The sequence below is a fragment of the Cupriavidus sp. PET2-C1 genome (genome assembly GCF_054515855.1).
The window spans coordinates 3,538,042-3,557,568 of record NZ_CM137259.1 but is presented as its reverse complement, the minus strand read 5'-3'; the positions used below and the strand labels follow the sequence as shown (position 1 = coordinate 3,557,568).

The following is a 19,527-nucleotide window of genomic DNA, read 5'->3' as shown; positions in this document are numbered from 1 at the left end:
GCATCCGTATAAAAAGGGAATACAATTCGCGCGTTTCAAATTGAAACTAAACTAAGGCGGTTCAGGGAAGCGTCCGGGGGGCGTTGGTTTACCCTGATCATGTGAATCCTAGGAGATCACTCATGCAAATCACGTTTGCCAAGATTCTGCCGATCGCAGCCGCAGTGGCGCTGGTTACTGCTTGTGGCAAGAAAGAAGAAAAGCCCGCTGATGCGGCAGCATCGGCTCCTGCGGCGGCCACCGCGCCGGCAGCAGGCAGTGGCGATGTCGTTGTAAAGATCGGCCATGCGGCACCGCTCACCGGCGGCATCGCTCACCTTGGCAAGGACAACGAAAACGGCGCCCGCCTGGCCGTGGAAGAGGTCAACAAGACCGGCCTGGAGATCAACGGCAAGAAGATCAAGCTCGAACTGGTCGGCGAAGACGACGCAGGCGACCCGAAGACGGGCACGGCTGTGGCGCAGAAGCTGGTGGACGCCAAGGTCGTGGCCGTGGTTGGCCACCTGAACTCGGGCGTATCGATTCCGGCCTCCAAGATCTATAGCGATGCTGGCATCGTGCAGATCTCGCCGTCGTCGACCAACCCCGACTACACCAAGCAAGGCTTCAAGACCACGTTCCGCGTGGTGGCCACCGACGCCCAGCAAGGTCCGGCACTGGCCAACTACGCCACCAAGAGCCTGCACGCCAAGACCGTGGCCATCGTCGACGATGCCACTGCCTACGGCAAGGGCCTGGCCGACGAGTTCGAGAAGACCGCCAAGGCTTCGGGCGTGAACGTGGTGGCACGTGAAGCCACCAACGACAAGGCTACCGACTTCAAGGCCATTCTGACCAAGATCAAGGGCAAGAAGCCCGACGTGATCATGTACGGCGGCATGGACGCCACCGGCGGCCCGTTCGCCAAGCAGGCCAAGGAACTCGGCATCAGCTCCAAGATCGTTGGCGGCGACGGCGTCTGTACCGACAAGGTGGCTGAGCTGGCCGGCGACGCCGTGTCCAACATCATCTGCTCGGAAGCCGGTCTGGCGCTGTCCAAGATGGAACAGGGCGCGGACTTCGACAAGCGCTACCAGGCTCGCTTCAATGCGCCGGTGCAGATCTACGCACCGTTCACCTATGACGCCGTCATGGTCATCGTTGACGCCATGAAGCGCGCCAACTCGACCGAGCCGGCGGCCATCCTGGCCGAGATGCCCAAGACGAACTACAAGGGCCTGATCGGCAACATCGCCTTCGATGAAAAGGGCGACATGAAGGAAGGCACCATCACGTTGTACGAGTACAAGGACAAGAAGAAGACCGTCCTTGACGTCGTGAAGATGTAAACCGGGCTTACCGGCCCATCCGAACGGCACCGCGAGTATGTTGCGGTGCCGTTTTTTTAGCCTTGCCATACGTGCAGCATCCTTACCATGGGTGGAGTAGGCAGGCCGCTTACCAGCAAATATCGACACTACCAAACCACCCACATATCAACGTCCCCCCGACATCCACACCATGTCGAGGGAATTTGGACGGAAGCAAGGAGTTTTCATGGATATCTTTATCCAGCAGATCGTGAACGGTCTGGTGCTCGGCAGCATCTATGCGCTGATCGCACTCGGCTACACCATGGTCTACGGCATTCTCGGGATCATCAACTTCGCCCACGGCGACGTGCTGATGATCGGCGCGCTGACCGCCCTGTCAGCCATTCTTGGCTTGCAGAAGTTCTTCCCCGGCTTGCCGGAGTGGCTCACGCTGGTGATTGCCACGCTGATTGCCATGCCGGTTTGCGCCGCGCTGGCCTACACCATCGAGCGGGTCGCCTACCGGCCGTTGCGCAACGCGCCCCGGCTAGCCCCGCTGATTACCGCTATCGGTGTGTCCATCATCCTGCAGACCCTGGCGATGATGATCTGGTCGCGTAACCCGCTGACCTTCCCGCAGCTGCTGCCCTCGTCGCCGATCGATATCGGTTCGACCGGCGCCACCATCACGGGCAAGGAAATCGTCATCATCGGCATGGCGCTGATGGTCATGGCGGGCCTGCTGACCCTCGTCAACCGCACCAAGCTGGGCCGCGCGATGCGCGCCACCGCCGAGAACCAGAAGGTGGCGGGCCTGATGGGCGTGAACCCGAACTTCGTGATCTCGGCCACCTTCATGATCGGTGCGGCGCTGGCTGCGCTGGCCGGCGTGATGATGGCGACCAACTACGGCAATGCGCACTTCTACATGGGCTTCATCCCGGGCCTGAAGGCGTTCACCGCCGCAGTGCTGGGCGGCATCGGCAACCTTGCCGGCGCCATGGTCGGCGGCATGCTGCTGGGCCTGATCGAAGCGCTGGGCGCCGGCTATATCGGCGATCTCACCAACGGGGTGTTTGGCTCCAACTACCAGGACGTGTTCGCCTTCATCGTGCTGATCATCGTCCTTGTATTCCGTCCGTCCGGCATCATGGGCGAGCGGGTTTCCGAACGCGCCTAAGGAGAGAGAATCCATGAATACCCCGATTCCATCCCCGGCGGCGCAGGCTGCGCCGCTGACCAAGACGCCGGCCAAGACCATGGCCGCGTTGCTTGGCTTCCTGGTCATCGCCTTGTGCGCCCCGTTCCTGGTGCAGACCCTGGGCGGTAACTACTGGGTGCGCGTGCTCGATTTCGCGCTGATCTACATCATGCTGGCGCTTGGCCTGAACATCGTGGTGGGCTTTGCCGGCCTGCTCGACCTCGGCTACATCGCTTTCTATGCCGTCGGCGCATACATGATGGCCTTGCTGGGCTCGCCCCACCTGGCCAACCAGTTCGAGTGGATCCACCAGCTCTTCCCGCATGGCTTTCACGTCTCCATGTGGTTCGTGCTGCCGCTGGCCGTGCTGGTGGCGGCGACTTTCGGCGTGCTGCTCGGCGCGCCAACGCTCAAGCTGCGCGGCGACTACCTCGCTATCGTGACCCTGGGCTTTGGCGAGATCATCCGCATCTTCCTGAACAACCTCGACCGGCCGCTCAACATCACCAATGGCCCGAAGGGGATCACCGCGGTGGATCCGGTCCACATCTTTGGCTTCGATTTCTCCAAGTCGCACGAGATCTTCGGGCTGAAGTTCACGCCGGTGTTCATGTACTACTACCTGCTGGTGGTGCTGGTGATCGCCATCGTGTTCATCTGCCTGCGCTTGCAGAACTCGCGCATCGGCCGCGCCTTCGTGGCCATCCGCGAAGACGAGATCGCCGCCAAGGCGATGGGCATCAACACCCGCAACATCAAGCTGCTGGCCTTTGCCATGGGCGCGTCGTTCGGCGGCGCGTCGGGCGCGGTGTTCGGTGCCTTCCAAGGCTTCGTGTCGCCTGAGTCGTTTGTGCTGTGGGAGTCCATCTACATCCTGGCCATCGTGGTGCTGGGCGGCATGGGTCACATTCCCGGCGTGATCCTGGGCGGTATCTTGCTGGTGGGTTTCCAGGAACTGCTGCGCGCCGTGGCGGAGCCGGCGCAGAACATGCTCTTCGGCCATACCATCGTCGACGCCGAAGTGTTGCGCCAGCTGTTGTTCGGGCTGGCCCTGGTGGGTGTGATGCTGTATCGCCCGGCGGGCCTGTGGCCGTCGCCGCGCAAGGAAGACCGGCCGGTGATCCGCCGCCCGGGCAGCGTTGGCCGTTTCTGACCAGGAGGACATCATGAGCAACGAGAATCTCCTCCTGTCGGTACAGGGGGTCAACAAGCGATTCGGCGGTCTGCAGGCACTGTCCGATGTGGGCCTGCAGATCGAGCCGGGTGAGATCTACGGCTTGATCGGTCCCAACGGGGCCGGCAAGACCACCTTCTTCAACGTGATTACCGGCCTGTACACGCCGGACTCCGGCGAGTTCGTGCTGGGCGGCAAGGCCTACCAGCCGACCGCCGTGCACGAAGTCGCCAAGGCCGGGATTGCCCGCACCTTCCAGAACATCCGCCTGTTCGGCGAGATGACCGCGCTGGAAAACGTGATGGTGGGCCGGCACGTGCGCACCAAGGCGGGCCTGCTTGGCGCGGTATTCCGTCCGCCCTCGGTGCGGCGCGAAGAAGAGTCGGTGGAAGACTGGGCTCACGACCTGCTGGACTATGTCGGCATCGGCAAGTACGCGCACTTCACCTCGCGCAACCTGTCCTACGGCCACCAGCGCCGCCTGGAAATCGCACGGGCGCTGGCCACCGAGCCCAAGCTGCTGGCGCTCGATGAGCCGGCTGCCGGCATGAACGCTACCGAGAAGGTGGAACTGCGCGGCCTGCTCGACAAGATCCGCAGCGATGGCAAGACCATCCTGCTGATCGAGCACGACGTGAAGCTGGTGATGGGCCTGTGCAACCGCCTGACCGTGCTCGACTACGGCAAGGTGATCGCGCAAGGCCTGCCGCACGAAGTCCAGAGCAATCCAGCGGTGATCGAGGCTTACCTCGGTACCCCGGCGCACTGACGGGGGAAAGACACAATGAAAGAAACACTACTGAAGATATCCGGCCTGAAGGTCGCGTACGGCGGCATCCAGGCGGTCAAGGGCATCGATCTCGAGATCAAGGACGGTGAACTGGTCACGCTGATCGGTGCCAACGGCGCCGGCAAGACCACCACCATGAAGGCGATCACCGGCCTGCAGGGCTGGGCCGGCGGCGATGTGGAGTACATGGGCAAGTCCATCAAGGGCGTGCCCAGCTACACGCTGCTCAAGCAAGGGCTGGCGATGGTGCCGGAAGGCCGCGGCGTGTTCGCGCGCATGACCATCACCGAGAACCTGCAGATGGGCGCCTACACGCGCACCGACGAGGCCGGCATCAAGGGCGACATCGACCGCATGTTCGGCATCTTCCCGCGCCTCAAGGAGCGGGCCAACCAGCTGGCCGGCACCATGTCGGGCGGCGAGCAGCAGATGCTGGCCATGGCGCGCGCGCTGATGAGCCAGCCCAAGCTGCTGCTGCTGGACGAGCCCTCGATGGGCCTGTCGCCGATCATGGTCGCGAAGATCTTCGAGGTGGTGCGCGACGTCTCCGCGCTGGGCGTGACCGTGTTGCTGGTGGAGCAGAACGCGCGGCTGGCGCTGCAGGCCGCCCACCGCGGCTATGTGATGGAGTCGGGTCTCGTCACCATGAGCGGCGACGCCAAGCAGATGCTGGACGATCCGAAGGTCCGCGCGGCATATCTGGGCGAGTGATGTTGCGCCAGTGACGCTGCAGTTTGCTGCAAGGAAAAAAAGCCCCGCAAGCGATTTGCGGGGCTTTTTTCATGGTGCCGGGCCGGCGGCGCGCCGGCTTCAGGACGAGGCTCAGGCCAGCTTTTTCAGCAGCGAGCGCAGCATGCCGATCATCTGGTCGATTTCCTCGATGGTCACGTTCAGCGCGGGCATGAAGCGCAGCAGGTTGGGGCGCGGCGAATTCAGCAGCAGGCCTTGCGGCTGCATGTCGCGCGCTTCCTCCACCAGTTGCGGGCCGATGTCCTTGTTCAGCACCAGTGCGCGCAGCAGGCCTTCGCCGCGTTCGCCGCCCAGGCCGAACTCGGACGTCAGCGCCAGCAGCTGCTCGCGCAGGTAGGCGCCTTTTTCTTGCACGCTTTGCAGGAAGCCGGGCGCGGTCAGCTGCGAGATCACGGCGCTGCCAACGGCCGTCATCACCGGGTTGCCGTTGTAGGTGCCGCCCTGGTCGCCGGCTTCGAAGCTGGCGACTTCGGCCTTGCACAGCAGGGCTGCCAGCGGCACGCCGCCGCCGATGCCCTTGCCCAGCGTCATGATGTCCGGCTCCACGCCCGACAGCTCATAGGCGAACATGGTGCCGCAACGGCCGCAGCCGGTCTGCACTTCGTCGACGATGAACAGCAGCTTGTGCTGGTCGGCCAGCTTGCGCAGGCCTTGCATGAATTCGCGCGAGGCGGGGATCACGCCGCCTTCGCCCTGCACCGGCTCCAGCATGATGGCCACGGTCTTGTCATTGATCAGCTTTTCGACCGAGGCCAGGTCGTTCAGGTCGGCCTTGGGGAAGCCCGGCACCTGCGGCGCGAAGATGGTGTCCCAGCCGGCCTTGCCCGACGCGCTCATGGTGGCGAGCGTGCGGCCGTGGAAGCTGTGGTCCATGGTGATGATCTCGAACGCGCCGTTCTTGTGCTTGCGGCCCCATTTGCGCGCCAGCTTGATCGCACCTTCGTTGGCTTCCGCGCCGCTGTTGGCGAAGAACACCTTGTCGAAGCAGCTGGCATCGGTGAGCTGCCTGGCCAGCTTGAGCATGGGCTCGTTGTAGAACGCCGGGCTGGGGTTGAACAGCTTCTTCGACTGGTCAACCAGCGCGTCGATCATGGCCTGGTTGGAGTGTCCCAGGCAGTTGACCGCCCAGCCCTGCACGAAGTCCAGGTATCGCTTGCCGTTATGATCCGTGAGCCACGAGCCCTTGCCTTCGGTAAAGACGAGCTCGGGCCGGTTGGTGATGTACATCAGGGATTGGACGGGGTACTCAGCAAATGCCATGGCGGACTCCAGGGGTCGGCGTGAAACAGGGGAGAGGAGAGCAGAAAAACAAAAAGCCACGGGGATTGCCCGTGGCTTGTTGACCTGAACAGAAGCTATGGACGGTCAGCCGCGAGGCACCCCTGTGGGGAGCGACGTACGGTAGCTGCGTCGGTTGTGGATAGCGTAGTTCATGGCCGCCAATATAAGGGCCATGCGCCCGGCTGTCAAAACGAATTTTGGCGGAGCCGGGCATTGTTGTAGCTTGGGAACGGCAGCGGGGCGCTCAGGCCGCCGGTGCCGCCGGTACCGAGCCTGCCGGATGCATGTCCGCTTCCGACGTGAACGAGTCGGCGAAGAAGGCATCCTCGTGCAGGTCGCAGCGCAGGGAAAAGTCCTTGCGCGCGGCATTGATCATCACCGGCGCGCCGCAGGCGTAGACCTCGAAACCGGACAGGTCGGGATGGTCTTCCATCACGGCCTCGTGGACAAAGCCGGTGCGGCCGTCCCAGTCGTCGCTGTCCTGGGCGTTGGAGATCACCGGCACGTAGCGGAAGTTGGGCAGCTCGCGCGCCCATTGCTCGCACAGCGCGTGCATATAGAGATCGCGCGGACGGCGTCCGCCCCAGTACAGCGTCATCGGGCGGGTGATGCCGGTGTAGACCGCGTGCTCGACGATGGCCTTGATCGGCGCGAAGCCGGTGCCCGAGGCCAGCAGGATGATGGGCTTGTCGGAGTCTTCACGCAGGAAGAAGCTGCCGAGCGGGCCTTCGAAGCGCAGGATGTCGCGCTCCTTCATGACCGGCTGGCCTTCCCTGGCGCCGAACACGTAGTCGGTGAAGGTGCCGCCGGGCATGTGGCGGATGTGCAGCTCGATCGGGCCATCCTGGTGCGGCGGCGTGGCGATGGAGTAGCTGCGGCGCTTGCCGTCGCGCAGCAGGAACTCGACATACTGGCCGGCCAGGAACTGCATGCGCTCGGTGGCGGGCAGTTGCAGGCGGGTCACGATGACGTCGTCGGCCACGCGTTCCAGCGTGGCGACGCGGCACGGCACCTTCTTGATGGGGATGTCGCCGGCGCCTTGCACCTCGCGGCATTCGATGGTGATGTCCGAGGTGGGCTTGGCGCAGCAGAACAGCGCGCGGCCCTCGGTCTTTTCCTGCGCGGACAGCGCGGAAGCGGCATGATCGCCCTGCTCGATGCCGCCAGCGGTGACACGGCCCTTGCAGGATCCGCATGCGCCGTTCTTGCAGCCGTAGGGCAGGCCAATGCTGTGGCGCAGGGCCGCGGTAAGGATGGTTTCATCCGCGGCCGCTTCGAACGTGCGGCCGCTGGGCATGACGGTAACTTGATAAGCCATAATCACTCTATGAGCAAAAATCTGTCGCGACGCCGCCTGGGTCGCCCGCGCCTACTCATCGTTGGCTGTGGGGATGTGGGCACGCGTTGCCTGCGTATTCTATCGACGCGCTGGCGCGTCTTTGCCATCACTTCGCAGCCGTCCCGCCGCACTGAACTGCGGGACAACGGCGCCGTGCCGCTGGTAGCCGACCTGGACCGGCCCGCCACGCTGGCGCGTCTGTCCGGGCTGGCCGACAAGGTGCTGCACCTGGCGCCGCCGCCGTCCCGCGGCGAGAGCGATCCCCGCACGCTGGCGCTGCTGCGCGCCTTGCGGCGCGGTGCCTGGCGGCAGTCCGCCGCGCGGCCTGGCGGATGGTCTGCCAAGCCCGCTATTCTACCCGACCGACGCTACGGCAGGTCTGGCCGAAGCGCCGCGCCGCCCGCGTTCGTCTATGCCAGCACCTCGGGCGTGTATGGCGACCGGGGCGGCGCCAGGCTGGCGGAATCGCAGGCGGTGCGCCCGCAGACCGCGCGCGCCCGGCGCCGCGTGGCGGCCGAGCAGGCCGTGCGGGACTTTGGCCGCCATGCCGGCTGGCGTGCTTCCATCGTGCGCATCCCCGGCATCTATGGCGAGGACCGGCTGCCGCTGGCCCGTCTGGCCAAGGGCACGCCGGCGCTGGCGCCGCAGGACGACGTCTATACCAACCACATCCATGCCCAAGACCTGGCCCGCACCATGGTGGCGTCGCTGTTCCGCGGCCGCGCGCAGCGGGTGGTGCATGCCAGCGACGATTCGGAAATGCGCATGGCCGATTACTTCGACCTGGTGGCCGACCGCCGCGGCCTGCCCCGCCCGCCGCGCCTTGCGCGCGCGCAACTGCGCGAAGCCGTGGAGCCAACCTTGCTCAGCTTTATGAGCGAATCGCGCCGGCTGGAAAACGCCCGTCTCAAACGCGAGCTGCGCCTGCGGCTGCGCTATCCCACCGTGGCCTCCTTTTTCGACGCCTGAATTCGGGTGCTCTCGGCATCGCCCGGTGGCACGCCGTTTGCATTGGTGTTGCCGCTCGATCCTGTATAGACAGCAAGGGATGCATTCAGCGTAACCGTGCGCGGCTCTGGTGCGCGGAGGCGAAAGCGGCAAGGGCCGGATGCCCCGTCAACGGGCATTGGCGTGCACCCGCCTGATCCCGTAATGCGGCCATTTTGTGCCCGTCTTTTGCCCGTCTTGTGCTCGTTTCGTGCCGTTCCAGACCAGGCGGTGCGTAAGTGCCGGCCACGCCAGTTCTGCGTTTCGCCTCGGGTTAACTACTGCATTGACTTGTATATACAGGGTTGCTAAATTGCCTGGCAAATGACCGGCGCCGCAAGTACGGCGCCGCCCGAGCCGGGCGGTCCGGCCGCCGCCAACGCTGGCGCGGCCCCGTTCGCATCACACCAAAGGAGCCAGGAAGATGGGATTTCGTATCCGTAGCGGTAAGCCGCTAGCCGTCGCCGTTGCAGCAGTGGTCGCCACGCTGGGTGCCGCAGGCACCGCGCAAGCGCAAGCCACGCAGGTCACGCTGGGCATGAGCGGCTGGACCGGCTTCGCGCCGCTGACGCTGGCTGACAAGGCGGGCATCTTCAAGAAGCATGGTGTCGACGTCGACATCAAGATGATTCCGCAGAAGGACCGCCACCTGGCACTCGCCTCGGGCGCCATCCAGTGCGCCGCCACCACGGTCGAGACCCATGTGGCCTGGAACGCCAACGGCGTGCCCATCACCCAGATCGTGCAGCTCGACAAGTCCTACGGCGCCGACGGCCTGGCCGTGCGCGGTGACGTCAAAGGCTTTGCCGACCTCAAGGGCAAGACCATCGGCGTGGACGCGCCGGGCACCGCGCCTTACTTCGGCCTGGCCTGGATGCTCAAGAAGAACGGCATGAGCCTGAAGGATGTGAAGACCACCACGCTGTCGCCGCAAGCCGCCGCGCAGGCCTTCGTCTCGGGCCAGAACGATGCGGCCATGACGTATGAGCCGTACCTGTCGTCGGTGCGCCAGAACCCGGACAAGGGCAAGATCCTCGCCACCACGCTGGACTACCCGATGGTGATGGACACGCTGGGCTGCGCGCCCAAGTGGCTCAAGGACAATCCCAAGGCCGCGCAAGCGCTGGTGGACAGCTACTTCGAAGCGCTCGACATGATCAAGCAGGACCCGGCCAAGGCTAACGACATCATGGGCGCGGCGGTCAAGCAAAGCGGCGAGCAGTTCGCCAAGTCGTCCGCCTACCTGCGCTGGCAGGATCGTGACGCCAACCGCAAATTCTTCGGCGGCGAGCTGGCCAGCTTCAGCAAGGAAGCGGCGCAGGTGCTGCTGGAGATCGGCGTAATTCGCCAGGTGCCGGACGTCACGGCGCTGTACGACGCGCGCTTTATCAAGTAACGAGGCCGGTGCCATGACGCAGGTTCACATTGGTTCGCCCGCCGCCGGTGCGGCTACAACGCCCGCTCCCGCCGCGGCGACGCCGGCGGCCGCGCGCCGGCATCCCTGGATGGCGCCGCTGGCGCCGGTCACCCAGCGCGCGCGCTGGGTCCTGGGCTTGTCGTTTTTCGTGGTGTTCTTTGCCGTGTGGGCGGCGGTGACCCTGGGCGGCATGGTGCCGCGCACCTTCCTGGCCGACCCGATGACCATGGCCCACGAGGGTGTGCTGTTGTTTACCGAGTACAACTTCATCGGCGACATCGGCATGACGGTATGGCGCGTGCTGGGCGGCTTCGTGCTGGCCGCTGTGCTGGCCGTGCCGCTGGGCATCTTCATGGGCGCGTACAAGGCGGCGGAGGCGTTCTTCGAGCCCTTCGTCTCGTTTTGCCGCTACCTGCCGGCGTCGGCCTTTATTCCGCTGCTGATCCTGTGGGCCGGCATCGGCGAAGCGCAGAAGGTACTGGTGATCTTCATCGGCTCGTTCTTCCAGATCGTGCTGATGGTGGCGGTGACGGTGGGCGGCGCGCGGCGCGACCTGGTGGAGGCGGCCTACACGCTGGGCGCCAACAGCAGCGGCATCGTGCGGCGCGTGCTGATCCCGGGCGCCGCGCCGGAAATCGCCGAGATCCTGCGCCTGGTGCTGGGCTGGGCCTGGACCTATGTCATCGTGGCCGAGCTGATCGGCTCGTCCTCCGGCATCGGCCACATGATCACCGACAGCCAGGCGTTGCTGAACACCGGGCAGATCATCTTCGGCATTATCGTGATCGGTTGCATCGGCCTGGTCTCCGACCTGGCTTTCAAGCTGGCCAACCAGCGCCTGTTCCCGTGGAGTTCGATCAAATGAGCGCGCTGTCCATCCAGCAGGTCTCACGTACCTTCGTCAATCCGCGCGGCGGCCAGACCCTGGCGTTGCAGCCGACCGATTTCGAAGTGGCGGACAACGACTTCGTCACCATCCTCGGTCCCTCGGGCTGCGGCAAGTCCACGCTGCTGCGTATCGTCGCCGGGCTGGATACGCCCACCACCGGGCGCGTGCTGCTCGACGGGCAGGAAGTCACCGGCCCGGGCGCCGAGCGTGGCATGGTGTTCCAGTCGTACACGCTGTTCCCGTGGCTGACCATCGAGCAGAACGTGCGCTTTGGCCTGCGCGAGCGCGGCATGAGCGAGGCCGGCCAGCGCGAGCGCAGCGACTTCTTTATCCAGCGCGTGGGCCTGCGCGGCTTCGAGCATCATTTCCCCAAGCAGCTCTCGGGCGGCATGCAGCAGCGCACGGCCATTGCCCGGGCGCTGGCCAACGACCCCAAGATCCTGTTGCTGGACGAGCCTTTCGGCGCGCTGGACAACCAGACCCGCGTGCTGATGCAGGAACTGCTGCTGGGCATCTGGGAAGCCTCGCGCAAGACGGTGCTGTTCGTCACGCACGATATCGACGAGGCCATCTTCATGGCCAACCGCGTTGCCGTGTTCTCGGCGCGTCCGGGCCGCATCAAGCGCACCATCGACGTGGATTTTCCGCACCCGCGCCACTACACGATCAAGACCTCGCCAGCGTTCTCGGAACTCAAGGCGGTGCTGACCGAGGAAATCCGCGCGGAGGCCATGGCCTCCGCGGAGCACTGAGTTGCCAGCCAAGCCATGAAAGCTGCCACCGCCAACCGCCGGGGCGTTCCCGATGCCACTCCCGCCGCGCTCTACCAGCAGGTGAAGGAGTACATCGCGCGCCATATCCAGAGCCGCGCGTGGCAGCCGGGCGACCGCGTGCCATCCGAGCAGGAACTGGTCACGCGCTTTGGCGTGTCGCGCATGACGGTGAACCGCGCGCTGCGCGAGCTGGCCGAGCAGGGCAGGGTGGTGCGCGTGGCCGGCGTGGGCACCTTCGTGGCGGAGCACAAGCCGCAGTCGACGCTGCTCAACGTGGTCAACCTGCAGGATGAGATCCGCATGCGCGGGCACGACTACGCCTGCGACGTCATGGTGGTGGAACGCGTGGCTGCCTCCATCGAGGTAGCAGCCGCGCTGGACCTGCGCACCGGTGAATCGGTGTTCCACTCCGTGTGCGTGCACCGCGAGGACGGCGTGCCGGTGCAGCTCGAAGACCGCTATGTGAACCCGCGCGTCGCGCCGGACTTCATCAACCAGGATTTCGCCGCCGCCGATGCGGTGAAGCCGGGCGAGTACCTGCTGCGCCACGTGCCCTACGACCAGATCGAACACGTGGTCGATGCCATCTCCGCCACGGCGGAACAGGCCACCCAACTGGAAATGCCGGCTACCCAGCCGTGCCTGCTGCTGACCCGCCGCACCTGGACGGGCGGCACCCCCGTGACCTTTGTACGTTGCCTGCACCCAGGCAACCGTTACCGCCTAGGCAGCCGATTCCGCGCCGATGGCAATCCGGCCTTCGGCTGAACCCGCCGAGGGCCGTTAGTTTTTTCAGATCCACCAGCCAACGCACGAACCCGGCTGTATAGACAGGGACATACAAATGAGCGCCACCCAAGCCAACCAAACTTCCCGCCCGCTGCTGACCTTGCAGCCCGGCTCCGTCACGCTGGCCGACCTGCGCCGCATCCATCGCGGCGAAGTGAGCCTGGCGATGGATGCATCCGCGTGGGCTGGCGTGCGCGCATCCCAGGCCACCGTGCAGGACATCATCGACGCCGATGCGGTGGTCTACGGCATCAACACCGGCTTCGGCAAGCTGGCGCAAACGCGCATTCCGCATGACAAGCTGGCGGAGCTGCAGCGCAACCTGGTGCTGTCGCACAGCGTGGGCACCGGCGCGGACCTGAACAGCGACACCGTGCGGCTGATCCTGGCGATCAAGGCCGTGAGCCTGGCGCGCGGCCATTCCGGCATCCGTCCCGAAATCATCGAGGCGCTGCTGGCGCTGGCCAACGCCGGTGTCACGCCGTGCATTCCGGCCAAGGGCTCGGTGGGCGCGTCCGGCGATCTCGCGCCGCTGGCGCATATGTCGTGCACGCTGATCGGCGTGGGCGAGGTGATGATCGACGGCGTGCGCCGCCCGGCTGCCGAAGGGCTGGCCCACGCTGGCCTGGCACCCTTCACGCTAGGCCCCAAGGAAGGGTTGGCGCTGCTCAACGGCACGCAGGTTTCCACCGCGCTGGCGCTGGCGGGCCTGTTTGCCGCCGAAGACATCTTCGCTGCCGGGCTGGTGGCGGGCGCGCTGTCGCTCGAAGCCATCAAAGGCTCGGTCAAGCCGTTCGACGCGCGCATCCACGCCGCGCGCGGCCAGGCCGGCCAGATTGCCGTGGCCGGCGCCGTGCGCACGCTGCTCGATGGCAGCAAGATCGTGGACTCGCATGTGAGCTGCGGCCGCGTGCAGGACCCGTACTCCATCCGCTGCCAGCCGCAGGTGATGGGCGCCTGCCTGGACAACCTGCAACACGCCGCGCGCGTGCTGCAGATCGAGGCCAACGCCGCGTCCGACAATCCGCTGGTGTTCCCGGAGCAGGGCGACGTGATCTCGGGCGGCAACTTCCACGCCGAGCCGGTGGCGTTTGCCGCCGACATCATCGCGCTGGCCATCGCCGAGATCGGCGCGATCTCCGAGCGCCGCCTCGCGCTGCTGCTCGATACCGGCCTGTCCGGCCTGCCGCCGTTCCTGGTGCGCGACGGCGGCCTGCATTCGGGCTTCATGATCGCGCAGGTCACTGCAGCCGCGCTGGCCTCCGAGAACAAGTCGCTGGCGCACCCTGCCAGCGTGGACAGCTTGCCGACGTCGGCCAACCAGGAGGACCATGTGTCGATGGCCACCTACGGCGCGCGCCGCCTGGGCGATATGGCGGAGAACACCGCCGTGGTGGTCGGCATCGAAGCCATGGCCGCCGCGCAGGGCATCGAGTTCCACCGCCCGCTGGAATCCTCGCCGCTGATCGAGATCGAGATCGCACGCATCCGCGAGCGCGTGGCCTTTGTGGAAGGCGACCGCTACTTCGCGCCGGATATCGAGGCGATGAAGCAGTGGGTGCAGCAGGGCGATGCGGGTGCCGGCTGGCCCGAGTCGGTGCGGCAGGTGCTGCCGTCGCAGGTGGGCGTGGCGTAAGCCGCCGTGCTGAAGAAAACAATTGGCTTCGCTTCAAGTGGCTCCTAGTCAAACCGCCCCTCTCCCCAACTCTATCCCCGTCACGGGAGAGGGCGGGCGCCCCCGAATGCGACGCCCCAAAAAACACTGCAGCGCAGGGTTGAACCCAACACGCAGGAGAACCAGACATGAACGCTAACGAACACCAATTCACCAAAGCGGCCCCCCTGCGTGGCCAGCGCGAGATCCGTGCGCCGCGCGGCACCGAGCTGCACTGCAAGAACTGGCTGATCGAAGCCGCCTACCGCATGCTCCAGAACAACCTGGATCCCGATGTGGCCGAGCGCCCGCAGGACCTGGTGGTGTACGGCGGCATCGGCAAGGCGGCGCGCAACTGGGAGTGCTTCGATGCCATCCTCGATAGCCTGCGCAACCTGGGCGAGGAAGAATCGCTGCTGGTGCAATCCGGCAAGCCGGTGGGCGTGTTCCGCACCCATGCCGACGCGCCGCGCGTGCTGATTGCCAACTCCAACCTGGTGCCGCACTGGGCCACCTGGGACAAGTTCAACGAGCTGGACCGCGCCGGCCTGATGATGTACGGCCAGATGACTGCCGGCTCGTGGATCTATATCGGCACGCAGGGCATCGTGCAGGGCACCTTCGAGACCTTTGTCGAAGCCGGCCGCCAGCACTACAACAACGATCTCACCGGCAAGTGGATCCTCACGGCAGGTCTGGGCGGCATGGGCGGCGCGCAGACGCTGGCCGGCGTGCTGGCCGGCGCTTGTGTGCTGGCCATCGAGTGCCAGGAGTCGCGCATCGACTTCCGCCTGCGCACGCGCTATGTCGACAAGAAGGCCACCAGCATCGACGAAGCGCTGGCCATGATCGAAGAAGCCACGCGCAACAAGCAGGCCATCTCCGTCGGCCTGCTCGGCAACGCTGCCGAGATCATGCCGGAACTGGTCAAGCGGGCGCAGGCCGGCGGCATGCGCCCGGACATCGTCACCGACCAGACCTCGGCGCACGACCTGGTCAACGGCTACCTGCCGGCGGGCTGGACCGTGGCGCAATGGGAAGCCGCGCGCACGGCCGATCCCAAGTCGGTCGAGGCCGCCGCCAAGGCCTCCATCGTCAAGCACGTGCAGGCCATGCTGGCCTTCCAGCAAATGGGCGTGCCCACGCTGGACTACGGCAACAACATCCGTCAGGTCGCCTTTGACGAGGGCGTGGCCAATGCCTTTGATTTCCCGGGGTTCGTGCCGGCGTACATCCGCCCGCTGTTTTGTCGCGGCAAGGGCCCCTTCCGCTGGGTCGCGCTGTCGGGCGACCCCGAGGATATCTACAAGACCGATGCCAAGATGAAGGAGCTGTTCCCCGACGACGCGCACCTGCACCGCTGGCTGGACATGGCGCGCGACCGCATCGCCTTCCAGGGCCTGCCCGCGCGCATCTGCTGGGTGGGGCTGGACGAGCGCCACCGCGCGGGCCTGGCCTTCAACGAGATGGTGAAGAACGGCGAGCTGAAGGCGCCGATCGTGATCGGCCGCGACCACCTGGATTGCGGCTCGGTTGCCAGCCCCAACCGCGAGACCGAAGCCATGCGCGACGGCTCCGATGCGGTGTCCGACTGGCCGCTGCTCAACGCGCTGCTCAACACCGCGGGCGGTGCCACGTGGGTCAGCCTGCATCACGGCGGCGGCGTGGGCATGGGCTTCTCGCAGCATTCGGGCGTGGTGATCGTCTGCGACGGCACCGACGCTGCGGCCAAGCGCATCGAGCGTGTGCTGTGGAACGATCCGGCCACCGGCGTGATGCGCCACGCCGATGCCGGCTACGAAAGCGCGATCGACTGCGCCCATGAGAAGGGCCTGAACCTGCCAATGGTGCCGAAGGCGGCAGGCGTATGAACGGCGTCGAACGCTTCTCGCTCGGCGCGCTGGCTGCGCAGCCCTGGAAGAACGGCGGCGGCGTCACCCGCGAGATCGCGGTGTGGCCGCCGGGCGCCGGCATGGACGCCTTCCTGTGGCGCGTGAGCGTGGCCGACATCGCCGCCGATGGGCCGTTCTCCGCCTTTCCCGGCATCGATCGCCAGATCGTGCTGCTGGACGGCGAGGGTGTACGCCTGCTGGCTGACGATGGCAGCTTCGATCATCGCCTCGATGCCGTTGGCGAGCCCTTTGCCTTTGCCGGCGAGCGCGGCGTGCAGGCCACGCTGCTGGATGGCGCCACGCGCGACTTCAATGTGATGACGCGGCGCGGCCAGTGCCGCGCGAGCGTGGTCGCGGCGCGCGGCGAATTCACGATCGCTCCCGGCGCGCATGTGGTGTTGTTGTTTGTGGTTGAGGGGGCATGGCGCCACGGCGTTGCCGGCCAGGGCGGCCAAGCCGTGCTGGCGAGCGACGACGGCATGCTGTTTGCCGAAGGCGTGGCGGTGCCATATCGCCTGCAGGCGATGTCGGAGCCCGCGCTATGCCTGTGCGTCACCCTGGAACTGGAGTTGGAGAACCCGCAATGAACCTGAACCCGGCGCAGGCCGCCGTTACCGCTTCGTCCACTGAATCTGCCAAGTCCGCCGACGGCGTCTGGCATCGCTGCCACCTGCTGCCCGACGGGGATCCCGCCAAGGCCATCCGTGACGCCGCGCTGGTCGTGCAACAAGGCCGCGTCGCGTGGCTCGGCACGCAGGCCGAGCTGCCGCAGGCGTACGCAGCGCTGCCGCGCCACGATGCCGGCAACGCGTGGATCACGCCGGGCCTGGTCGACTGCCACACCCACCTGGTGTACGGCGGGCAGCGCGCCGACGAATTCGCCATGCGCCTGGCCGGCGCAGGCTATGAGGAAATCGCGCGCGCCGGCGGCGGCATCGTCTCCACCGTGCGCGCCACCCGCGCCGCCGATGAAGACACCCTGTTCGCGCTGGCCGCCGCGCGTCTTGCGCCGCTGCTAGCCGAAGGCGTGACCACGCTGGAGATCAAGTCCGGCTACGGCCTGGACCTCGCCAGCGAGCGCAAGCAGCTGCGGGTGGCGCGCCGCCTGGGCGAGGCCTTTGGCGTGACGGTGCACACCACCTTCCTCGGCGCGCACGCGCTGCCGCCGGAATACGCGGGCCGCGCCGACGACTACATCACGCTGGTGTGCGAAACCATGATGCCCGCGCTGGCCGAAGAGGGCCTCATCGATGCGGTGGACGCCTTCTGCGAATCCGTGGGCTTCAGCCTGGCGCAGACCGAGCGCGTGTTCCAGGCCGCCGAGCGCCACGGCTTGCGCGTCAAGCTGCACGCCGAGCAACTCAGCAACCTGGGTGGCACCGCGCTGGCGGCGCGTTACCGCGCGCTGTCGGCCGATCACCTGGAACATCTGGATGAGGCCGGCGTCGTTGCCATGGCCGAGTCGGGCACGGTGGCGGTCTTGCTGCCTGGCGCCTATTATTTCCTGCGTGACACCAACCTGCCGCCGATCGACCTGCTGCGCCGGCATGGCGTGCCGATGGCGATCTCCACCGATCACAATCCCGGTACGTCGCCCGTCACTTCGCTGCTGCTGATGATGAATATGGCGTGCACCCTGTTCAGGCTGACCGTGCCGGAAGTGCTGGCAGGCGTCACCACGCACGCCGCGCGCGCGCTGGGCGCAGCCGACCGGCACGGCTTGCTGGCCGCCGGGCGCACCGCCGATTTCGTGCTGTGGCATGTCGATTCGCCGGCCGAGCTGGCGTACTGGTTCGGGCGCAATCCCGCCGCCGCCGTGGTGCGCCAGGGCAAGGTCTATCCCGCCGCCACGCCAGCGCAAGGAGTGCGGCCATGAGCGCCGGAAGCCTGTTCGCCACGCAGGCCTTGCTGCCCACCGGCTGGGCCAGCAATGTGCTGCTGGCCTGGGACGACGCCGGCGCATTCACGACGGTGCAGGCCGGCGCGGAACCCGCCGTGGACGTGCCGCGCGCCGCCGGGCCGCTGTTGCCGGGCATGCCCAATCTGCATTCGCACGCATTCCAGCGCGGCTTTGCCGGGTTGACCGAGTTCCGCAGCGAGACACTGGCCGACGGCCAGGAGAGCGATTCCTTCTGGAGCTGGCGCAAGCTGATGTACCGCTTCGCGCTGCGGCTTTCGCCCGATACGCTGGAGGCCATCGCCACGCAGCTCTATATCGAGATGCTGCGCGCGGGCTACACCAGCGTTTGCGAGTTCCACTACGTGCATCACGATACGGACGGCAGGCCTTACGCCGACCCCGCCGAGATGTCGCTGCGCCTGCTGCGCGCCGCGCAGGCCGCCGGCATCGGCATCACGCTGCTGCCGGTGCTGTATCAGACGGCCGGCTTCGGCGGCAAGCCCGCGGTGCCGGATCAGCGCCGCTTCCTGCATGAGACTGACGCCATGCTCGCCTTGCTTGGCCGGCTGGGTCCGCAATGCCATGGCCAGGCCCGCCTGGGCCTTGCCCCGCACTCGCTGCGCGCGGTGCCGCCGCAGAGCCTTGCCGACGCCGTGGCGGGCCTGCGCGCGCTGGATGCAACAGCGCCGGTGCACATCCATATCGCCGAGCAGCAGCGCGAGGTCGACGAGTGCATCACGCTGACTGGCACACGCCCGGTGGCATGGCTGCTCGACCATGCCGAGGTGGACGCGCGCTGGTGCCTGGTGCATGCCACGCACCTGGACTGGGACGAACGGCGGCGGCTGGCGCACAGCGGCGCGGTGGCCGGCATCTGCCCGACCACTGAAGCCAACCTGGGCGATGGGGTATTCGATGCCGCGCCCTACCTCGGGCAGAGCGGTGTCTGGGGCATCGGCTCGGACAGCCACGCCAGCGTCAGCGTGGTGGAAGAGCTGCGGCTGTTCGAGTACGGCCAGCGGCTGGCGCTGCAAAAGCGCAATGTGCTGGCATCCGACGCGCACAAGCAGGTGGCGGACCGCTTATACCTCGATGCGGCCTTTGGTGGCGCGCGCGCGTCGGGCCGGGATATCGGCGCGATTGCTGTCGGGCAGCAGGCGGATTTCGTCGTGCTGGACGGCGCGCATGCCGCGCTCTCGGGTTTGTCGGGCAGCCAGGCGCTGGCGGTCCATGTGTTCACCAACCATGGGCATGAGACACTAGCGGAAGTCCGCACGGCGGGCTGCACGCGCGTGCAGCATGGTATGCACGCCTTGCAGGCCGACGCTGGCAAGCGCTTCGCCGCTGCGCGCGCAAGCCTGCTGACTGACTAAAACCCGGTGCACCACGCGGCCTGACG

General features: G+C 66.4%; 17 protein-coding genes. 15 read left to right on the top strand and 2 right to left on the bottom strand.

What is annotated here, in order from left to right; translation table 11 throughout:
- The first annotated feature begins 122 nt into the window (after positions 1-122).
- The 5 genes from ACX12D_RS16020 (at position 123) to ACX12D_RS16000 (ending at position 5,168) form a co-directional block, all read left to right on the top strand.
- Positions 123-1,328, top strand: coding sequence for a branched-chain amino acid ABC transporter substrate-binding protein (locus tag ACX12D_RS16020; RefSeq protein ID WP_441636623.1), 1,206 nt, complete (start codon positions 123-125; stop codon positions 1,326-1,328).
- Between the two features lie 208 nt (positions 1,329-1,536).
- On the top strand, positions 1,537-2,472 hold the full coding sequence (locus ACX12D_RS16015) for a branched-chain amino acid ABC transporter permease (RefSeq protein WP_043349266.1): 936 nt from the start codon (positions 1,537-1,539) through the stop codon (positions 2,470-2,472).
- 13 nt (positions 2,473-2,485) lie between these two features.
- Positions 2,486-3,646, top strand: a complete 1,161-nt coding sequence (locus ACX12D_RS16010; RefSeq protein WP_441636626.1) for an ABC transporter permease subunit — start codon at positions 2,486-2,488, stop codon at positions 3,644-3,646.
- Positions 3,647-3,659: 13 nt separating this feature from the next.
- A complete protein-coding gene (locus ACX12D_RS16005; RefSeq protein WP_441636628.1) occupies positions 3,660-4,436 on the top strand; it encodes an ABC transporter ATP-binding protein in 777 nt (258 codons plus the stop codon).
- A 15-nt stretch (positions 4,437-4,451) separates the two neighbouring features.
- Positions 4,452-5,168 (top strand): ABC transporter ATP-binding protein, encoded by a 717-nt coding sequence (locus ACX12D_RS16000; protein WP_459371897.1) that lies wholly within the window; start codon positions 4,452-4,454, stop codon positions 5,166-5,168.
- A gap of 111 nt (positions 5,169-5,279) precedes the next feature.
- Here the strand turns inward: ACX12D_RS16000 and ACX12D_RS15995 are convergent, their stop codons facing one another.
- Both ACX12D_RS15995 and ACX12D_RS15990 read right to left on the bottom strand, forming a co-directional pair.
- On the bottom strand, positions 5,280-6,467 hold the full coding sequence (locus ACX12D_RS15995) for an acetylornithine transaminase (RefSeq protein ID WP_459371896.1): 1,188 nt from the start codon (positions 6,465-6,467) through the stop codon (positions 5,280-5,282).
- A gap of 265 nt (positions 6,468-6,732) precedes the next feature.
- Positions 6,733-7,806 carry a CDP-6-deoxy-delta-3,4-glucoseen reductase gene (locus ACX12D_RS15990; RefSeq protein WP_459371895.1) on the bottom strand — a complete coding sequence of 358 codons (1,074 nt, stop codon included), beginning with the start codon at positions 7,804-7,806 and terminating at the stop codon, positions 6,733-6,735.
- 9 nt (positions 7,807-7,815) lie between these two features.
- Here ACX12D_RS15990 and ACX12D_RS15985 point away from each other — a divergent pair, with 9 nt between their 5' ends.
- The 10 genes from ACX12D_RS15985 (at position 7,816) to ACX12D_RS15940 (ending at position 19,501) form a co-directional block, all read left to right on the top strand.
- Positions 7,816-8,796 carry an NAD-dependent epimerase/dehydratase family protein gene (locus ACX12D_RS15985; RefSeq protein WP_459371893.1) on the top strand — a complete coding sequence of 327 codons (981 nt, stop codon included), beginning with the start codon at positions 7,816-7,818 and terminating at the stop codon, positions 8,794-8,796.
- 442 nt (positions 8,797-9,238) lie between these two features.
- Complete coding sequence (locus tag ACX12D_RS15980) at positions 9,239-10,210, top strand: ABC transporter substrate-binding protein (RefSeq protein WP_459371891.1); 972 nt, start codon at positions 9,239-9,241, stop codon at positions 10,208-10,210.
- 13 nt (positions 10,211-10,223) lie between these two features.
- Complete coding sequence (locus ACX12D_RS15975; RefSeq protein WP_459371890.1) at positions 10,224-11,096, top strand: ABC transporter permease; 873 nt, start codon at positions 10,224-10,226, stop codon at positions 11,094-11,096.
- Entirely contained in the window at positions 11,093-11,872 is a 780-nt protein-coding gene (locus ACX12D_RS15970; RefSeq protein WP_441636640.1) for an ABC transporter ATP-binding protein, read from the top strand. The genes ACX12D_RS15975 and ACX12D_RS15970 overlap by 4 nt, the downstream gene beginning before the upstream one ends.
- A 15-nt stretch (positions 11,873-11,887) precedes the next feature.
- The gene (gene hutC / locus ACX12D_RS15965; protein ID WP_416049599.1) at positions 11,888-12,661 is read left to right on the top strand and encodes a histidine utilization repressor; all 774 of its coding nucleotides are present in this window, start codon (positions 11,888-11,890) and stop codon (positions 12,659-12,661) included.
- 76 nt (positions 12,662-12,737) lie between these two features.
- Positions 12,738-14,318 carry a histidine ammonia-lyase gene (gene hutH, locus ACX12D_RS15960; protein WP_459371889.1) on the top strand — a complete coding sequence of 527 codons (1,581 nt, stop codon included), beginning with the start codon at positions 12,738-12,740 and terminating at the stop codon, positions 14,316-14,318.
- A gap of 167 nt (positions 14,319-14,485) precedes the next feature.
- Positions 14,486-16,207 carry a urocanate hydratase gene (gene hutU, locus ACX12D_RS15955; protein ID WP_459371888.1) on the top strand — a complete coding sequence of 574 codons (1,722 nt, stop codon included), beginning with the start codon at positions 14,486-14,488 and terminating at the stop codon, positions 16,205-16,207.
- Positions 16,204-16,815, top strand: a complete 612-nt coding sequence (locus ACX12D_RS15950; protein WP_459371887.1) for a HutD/Ves family protein — start codon at positions 16,204-16,206, stop codon at positions 16,813-16,815. Before hutU ends, ACX12D_RS15950 begins: the two co-directional genes overlap by 4 nt.
- Positions 16,812-18,104 carry an imidazolonepropionase gene (hutI, locus tag ACX12D_RS15945; RefSeq protein ID WP_459371886.1) on the top strand — a complete coding sequence of 431 codons (1,293 nt, stop codon included), beginning with the start codon at positions 16,812-16,814 and terminating at the stop codon, positions 18,102-18,104. Before ACX12D_RS15950 ends, hutI begins: the two co-directional genes overlap by 4 nt.
- Positions 18,101-19,501, top strand: a complete 1,401-nt coding sequence (locus ACX12D_RS15940; RefSeq protein WP_459371885.1) for a formimidoylglutamate deiminase — start codon at positions 18,101-18,103, stop codon at positions 19,499-19,501. The genes hutI and ACX12D_RS15940 overlap by 4 nt, the downstream gene beginning before the upstream one ends.
- Positions 19,502-19,527 lie beyond the last annotated feature (26 nt).

What these genes read in the sequence shown, in the direction of transcription:
- ACX12D_RS16020 (WP_441636623.1), top strand. Translation starts at nt 123, where the DNA reads ATGCAAATCACGTTTGCCAAGATTCTGCCGATCGCAGCCGCAGTGGCG.
- ACX12D_RS16015 (WP_043349266.1), top strand. Translation starts at nt 1,537, where the DNA reads ATGGATATCTTTATCCAGCAGATCGTGAACGGTCTGGTGCTCGGCAGC.
- ACX12D_RS16010 (WP_441636626.1), top strand. Translation starts at nt 2,486, where the DNA reads ATGAATACCCCGATTCCATCCCCGGCGGCGCAGGCTGCGCCGCTGACC.
- ACX12D_RS16005 (WP_441636628.1), top strand. Translation starts at nt 3,660, where the DNA reads ATGAGCAACGAGAATCTCCTCCTGTCGGTACAGGGGGTCAACAAGCGA.
- ACX12D_RS16000 (WP_459371897.1), top strand. Translation starts at nt 4,452, where the DNA reads ATGAAAGAAACACTACTGAAGATATCCGGCCTGAAGGTCGCGTACGGC.
- ACX12D_RS15995 (WP_459371896.1), bottom strand. Translation starts at nt 6,467, where the DNA reads ATGGCATTTGCTGAGTACCCCGTCCAATCCCTGATGTACATCACCAAC.
- ACX12D_RS15990 (WP_459371895.1), bottom strand. Translation starts at nt 7,806, where the DNA reads ATGGCTTATCAAGTTACCGTCATGCCCAGCGGCCGCACGTTCGAAGCG.
- ACX12D_RS15985 (WP_459371893.1), top strand. Translation starts at nt 7,816, where the DNA reads ATGAGCAAAAATCTGTCGCGACGCCGCCTGGGTCGCCCGCGCCTACTC.
- ACX12D_RS15980 (WP_459371891.1), top strand. Translation starts at nt 9,239, where the DNA reads ATGGGATTTCGTATCCGTAGCGGTAAGCCGCTAGCCGTCGCCGTTGCA.
- ACX12D_RS15975 (WP_459371890.1), top strand. Translation starts at nt 10,224, where the DNA reads ATGACGCAGGTTCACATTGGTTCGCCCGCCGCCGGTGCGGCTACAACG.
- ACX12D_RS15970 (WP_441636640.1), top strand. Translation starts at nt 11,093, where the DNA reads ATGAGCGCGCTGTCCATCCAGCAGGTCTCACGTACCTTCGTCAATCCG.
- hutC (WP_416049599.1), top strand. Translation starts at nt 11,888, where the DNA reads ATGAAAGCTGCCACCGCCAACCGCCGGGGCGTTCCCGATGCCACTCCC.
- hutH (WP_459371889.1), top strand. Translation starts at nt 12,738, where the DNA reads ATGAGCGCCACCCAAGCCAACCAAACTTCCCGCCCGCTGCTGACCTTG.
- hutU (WP_459371888.1), top strand. Translation starts at nt 14,486, where the DNA reads ATGAACGCTAACGAACACCAATTCACCAAAGCGGCCCCCCTGCGTGGC.
- ACX12D_RS15950 (WP_459371887.1), top strand. Translation starts at nt 16,204, where the DNA reads ATGAACGGCGTCGAACGCTTCTCGCTCGGCGCGCTGGCTGCGCAGCCC.
- hutI (WP_459371886.1), top strand. Translation starts at nt 16,812, where the DNA reads ATGAACCTGAACCCGGCGCAGGCCGCCGTTACCGCTTCGTCCACTGAA.
- ACX12D_RS15940 (WP_459371885.1), top strand. Translation starts at nt 18,101, where the DNA reads ATGAGCGCCGGAAGCCTGTTCGCCACGCAGGCCTTGCTGCCCACCGGC.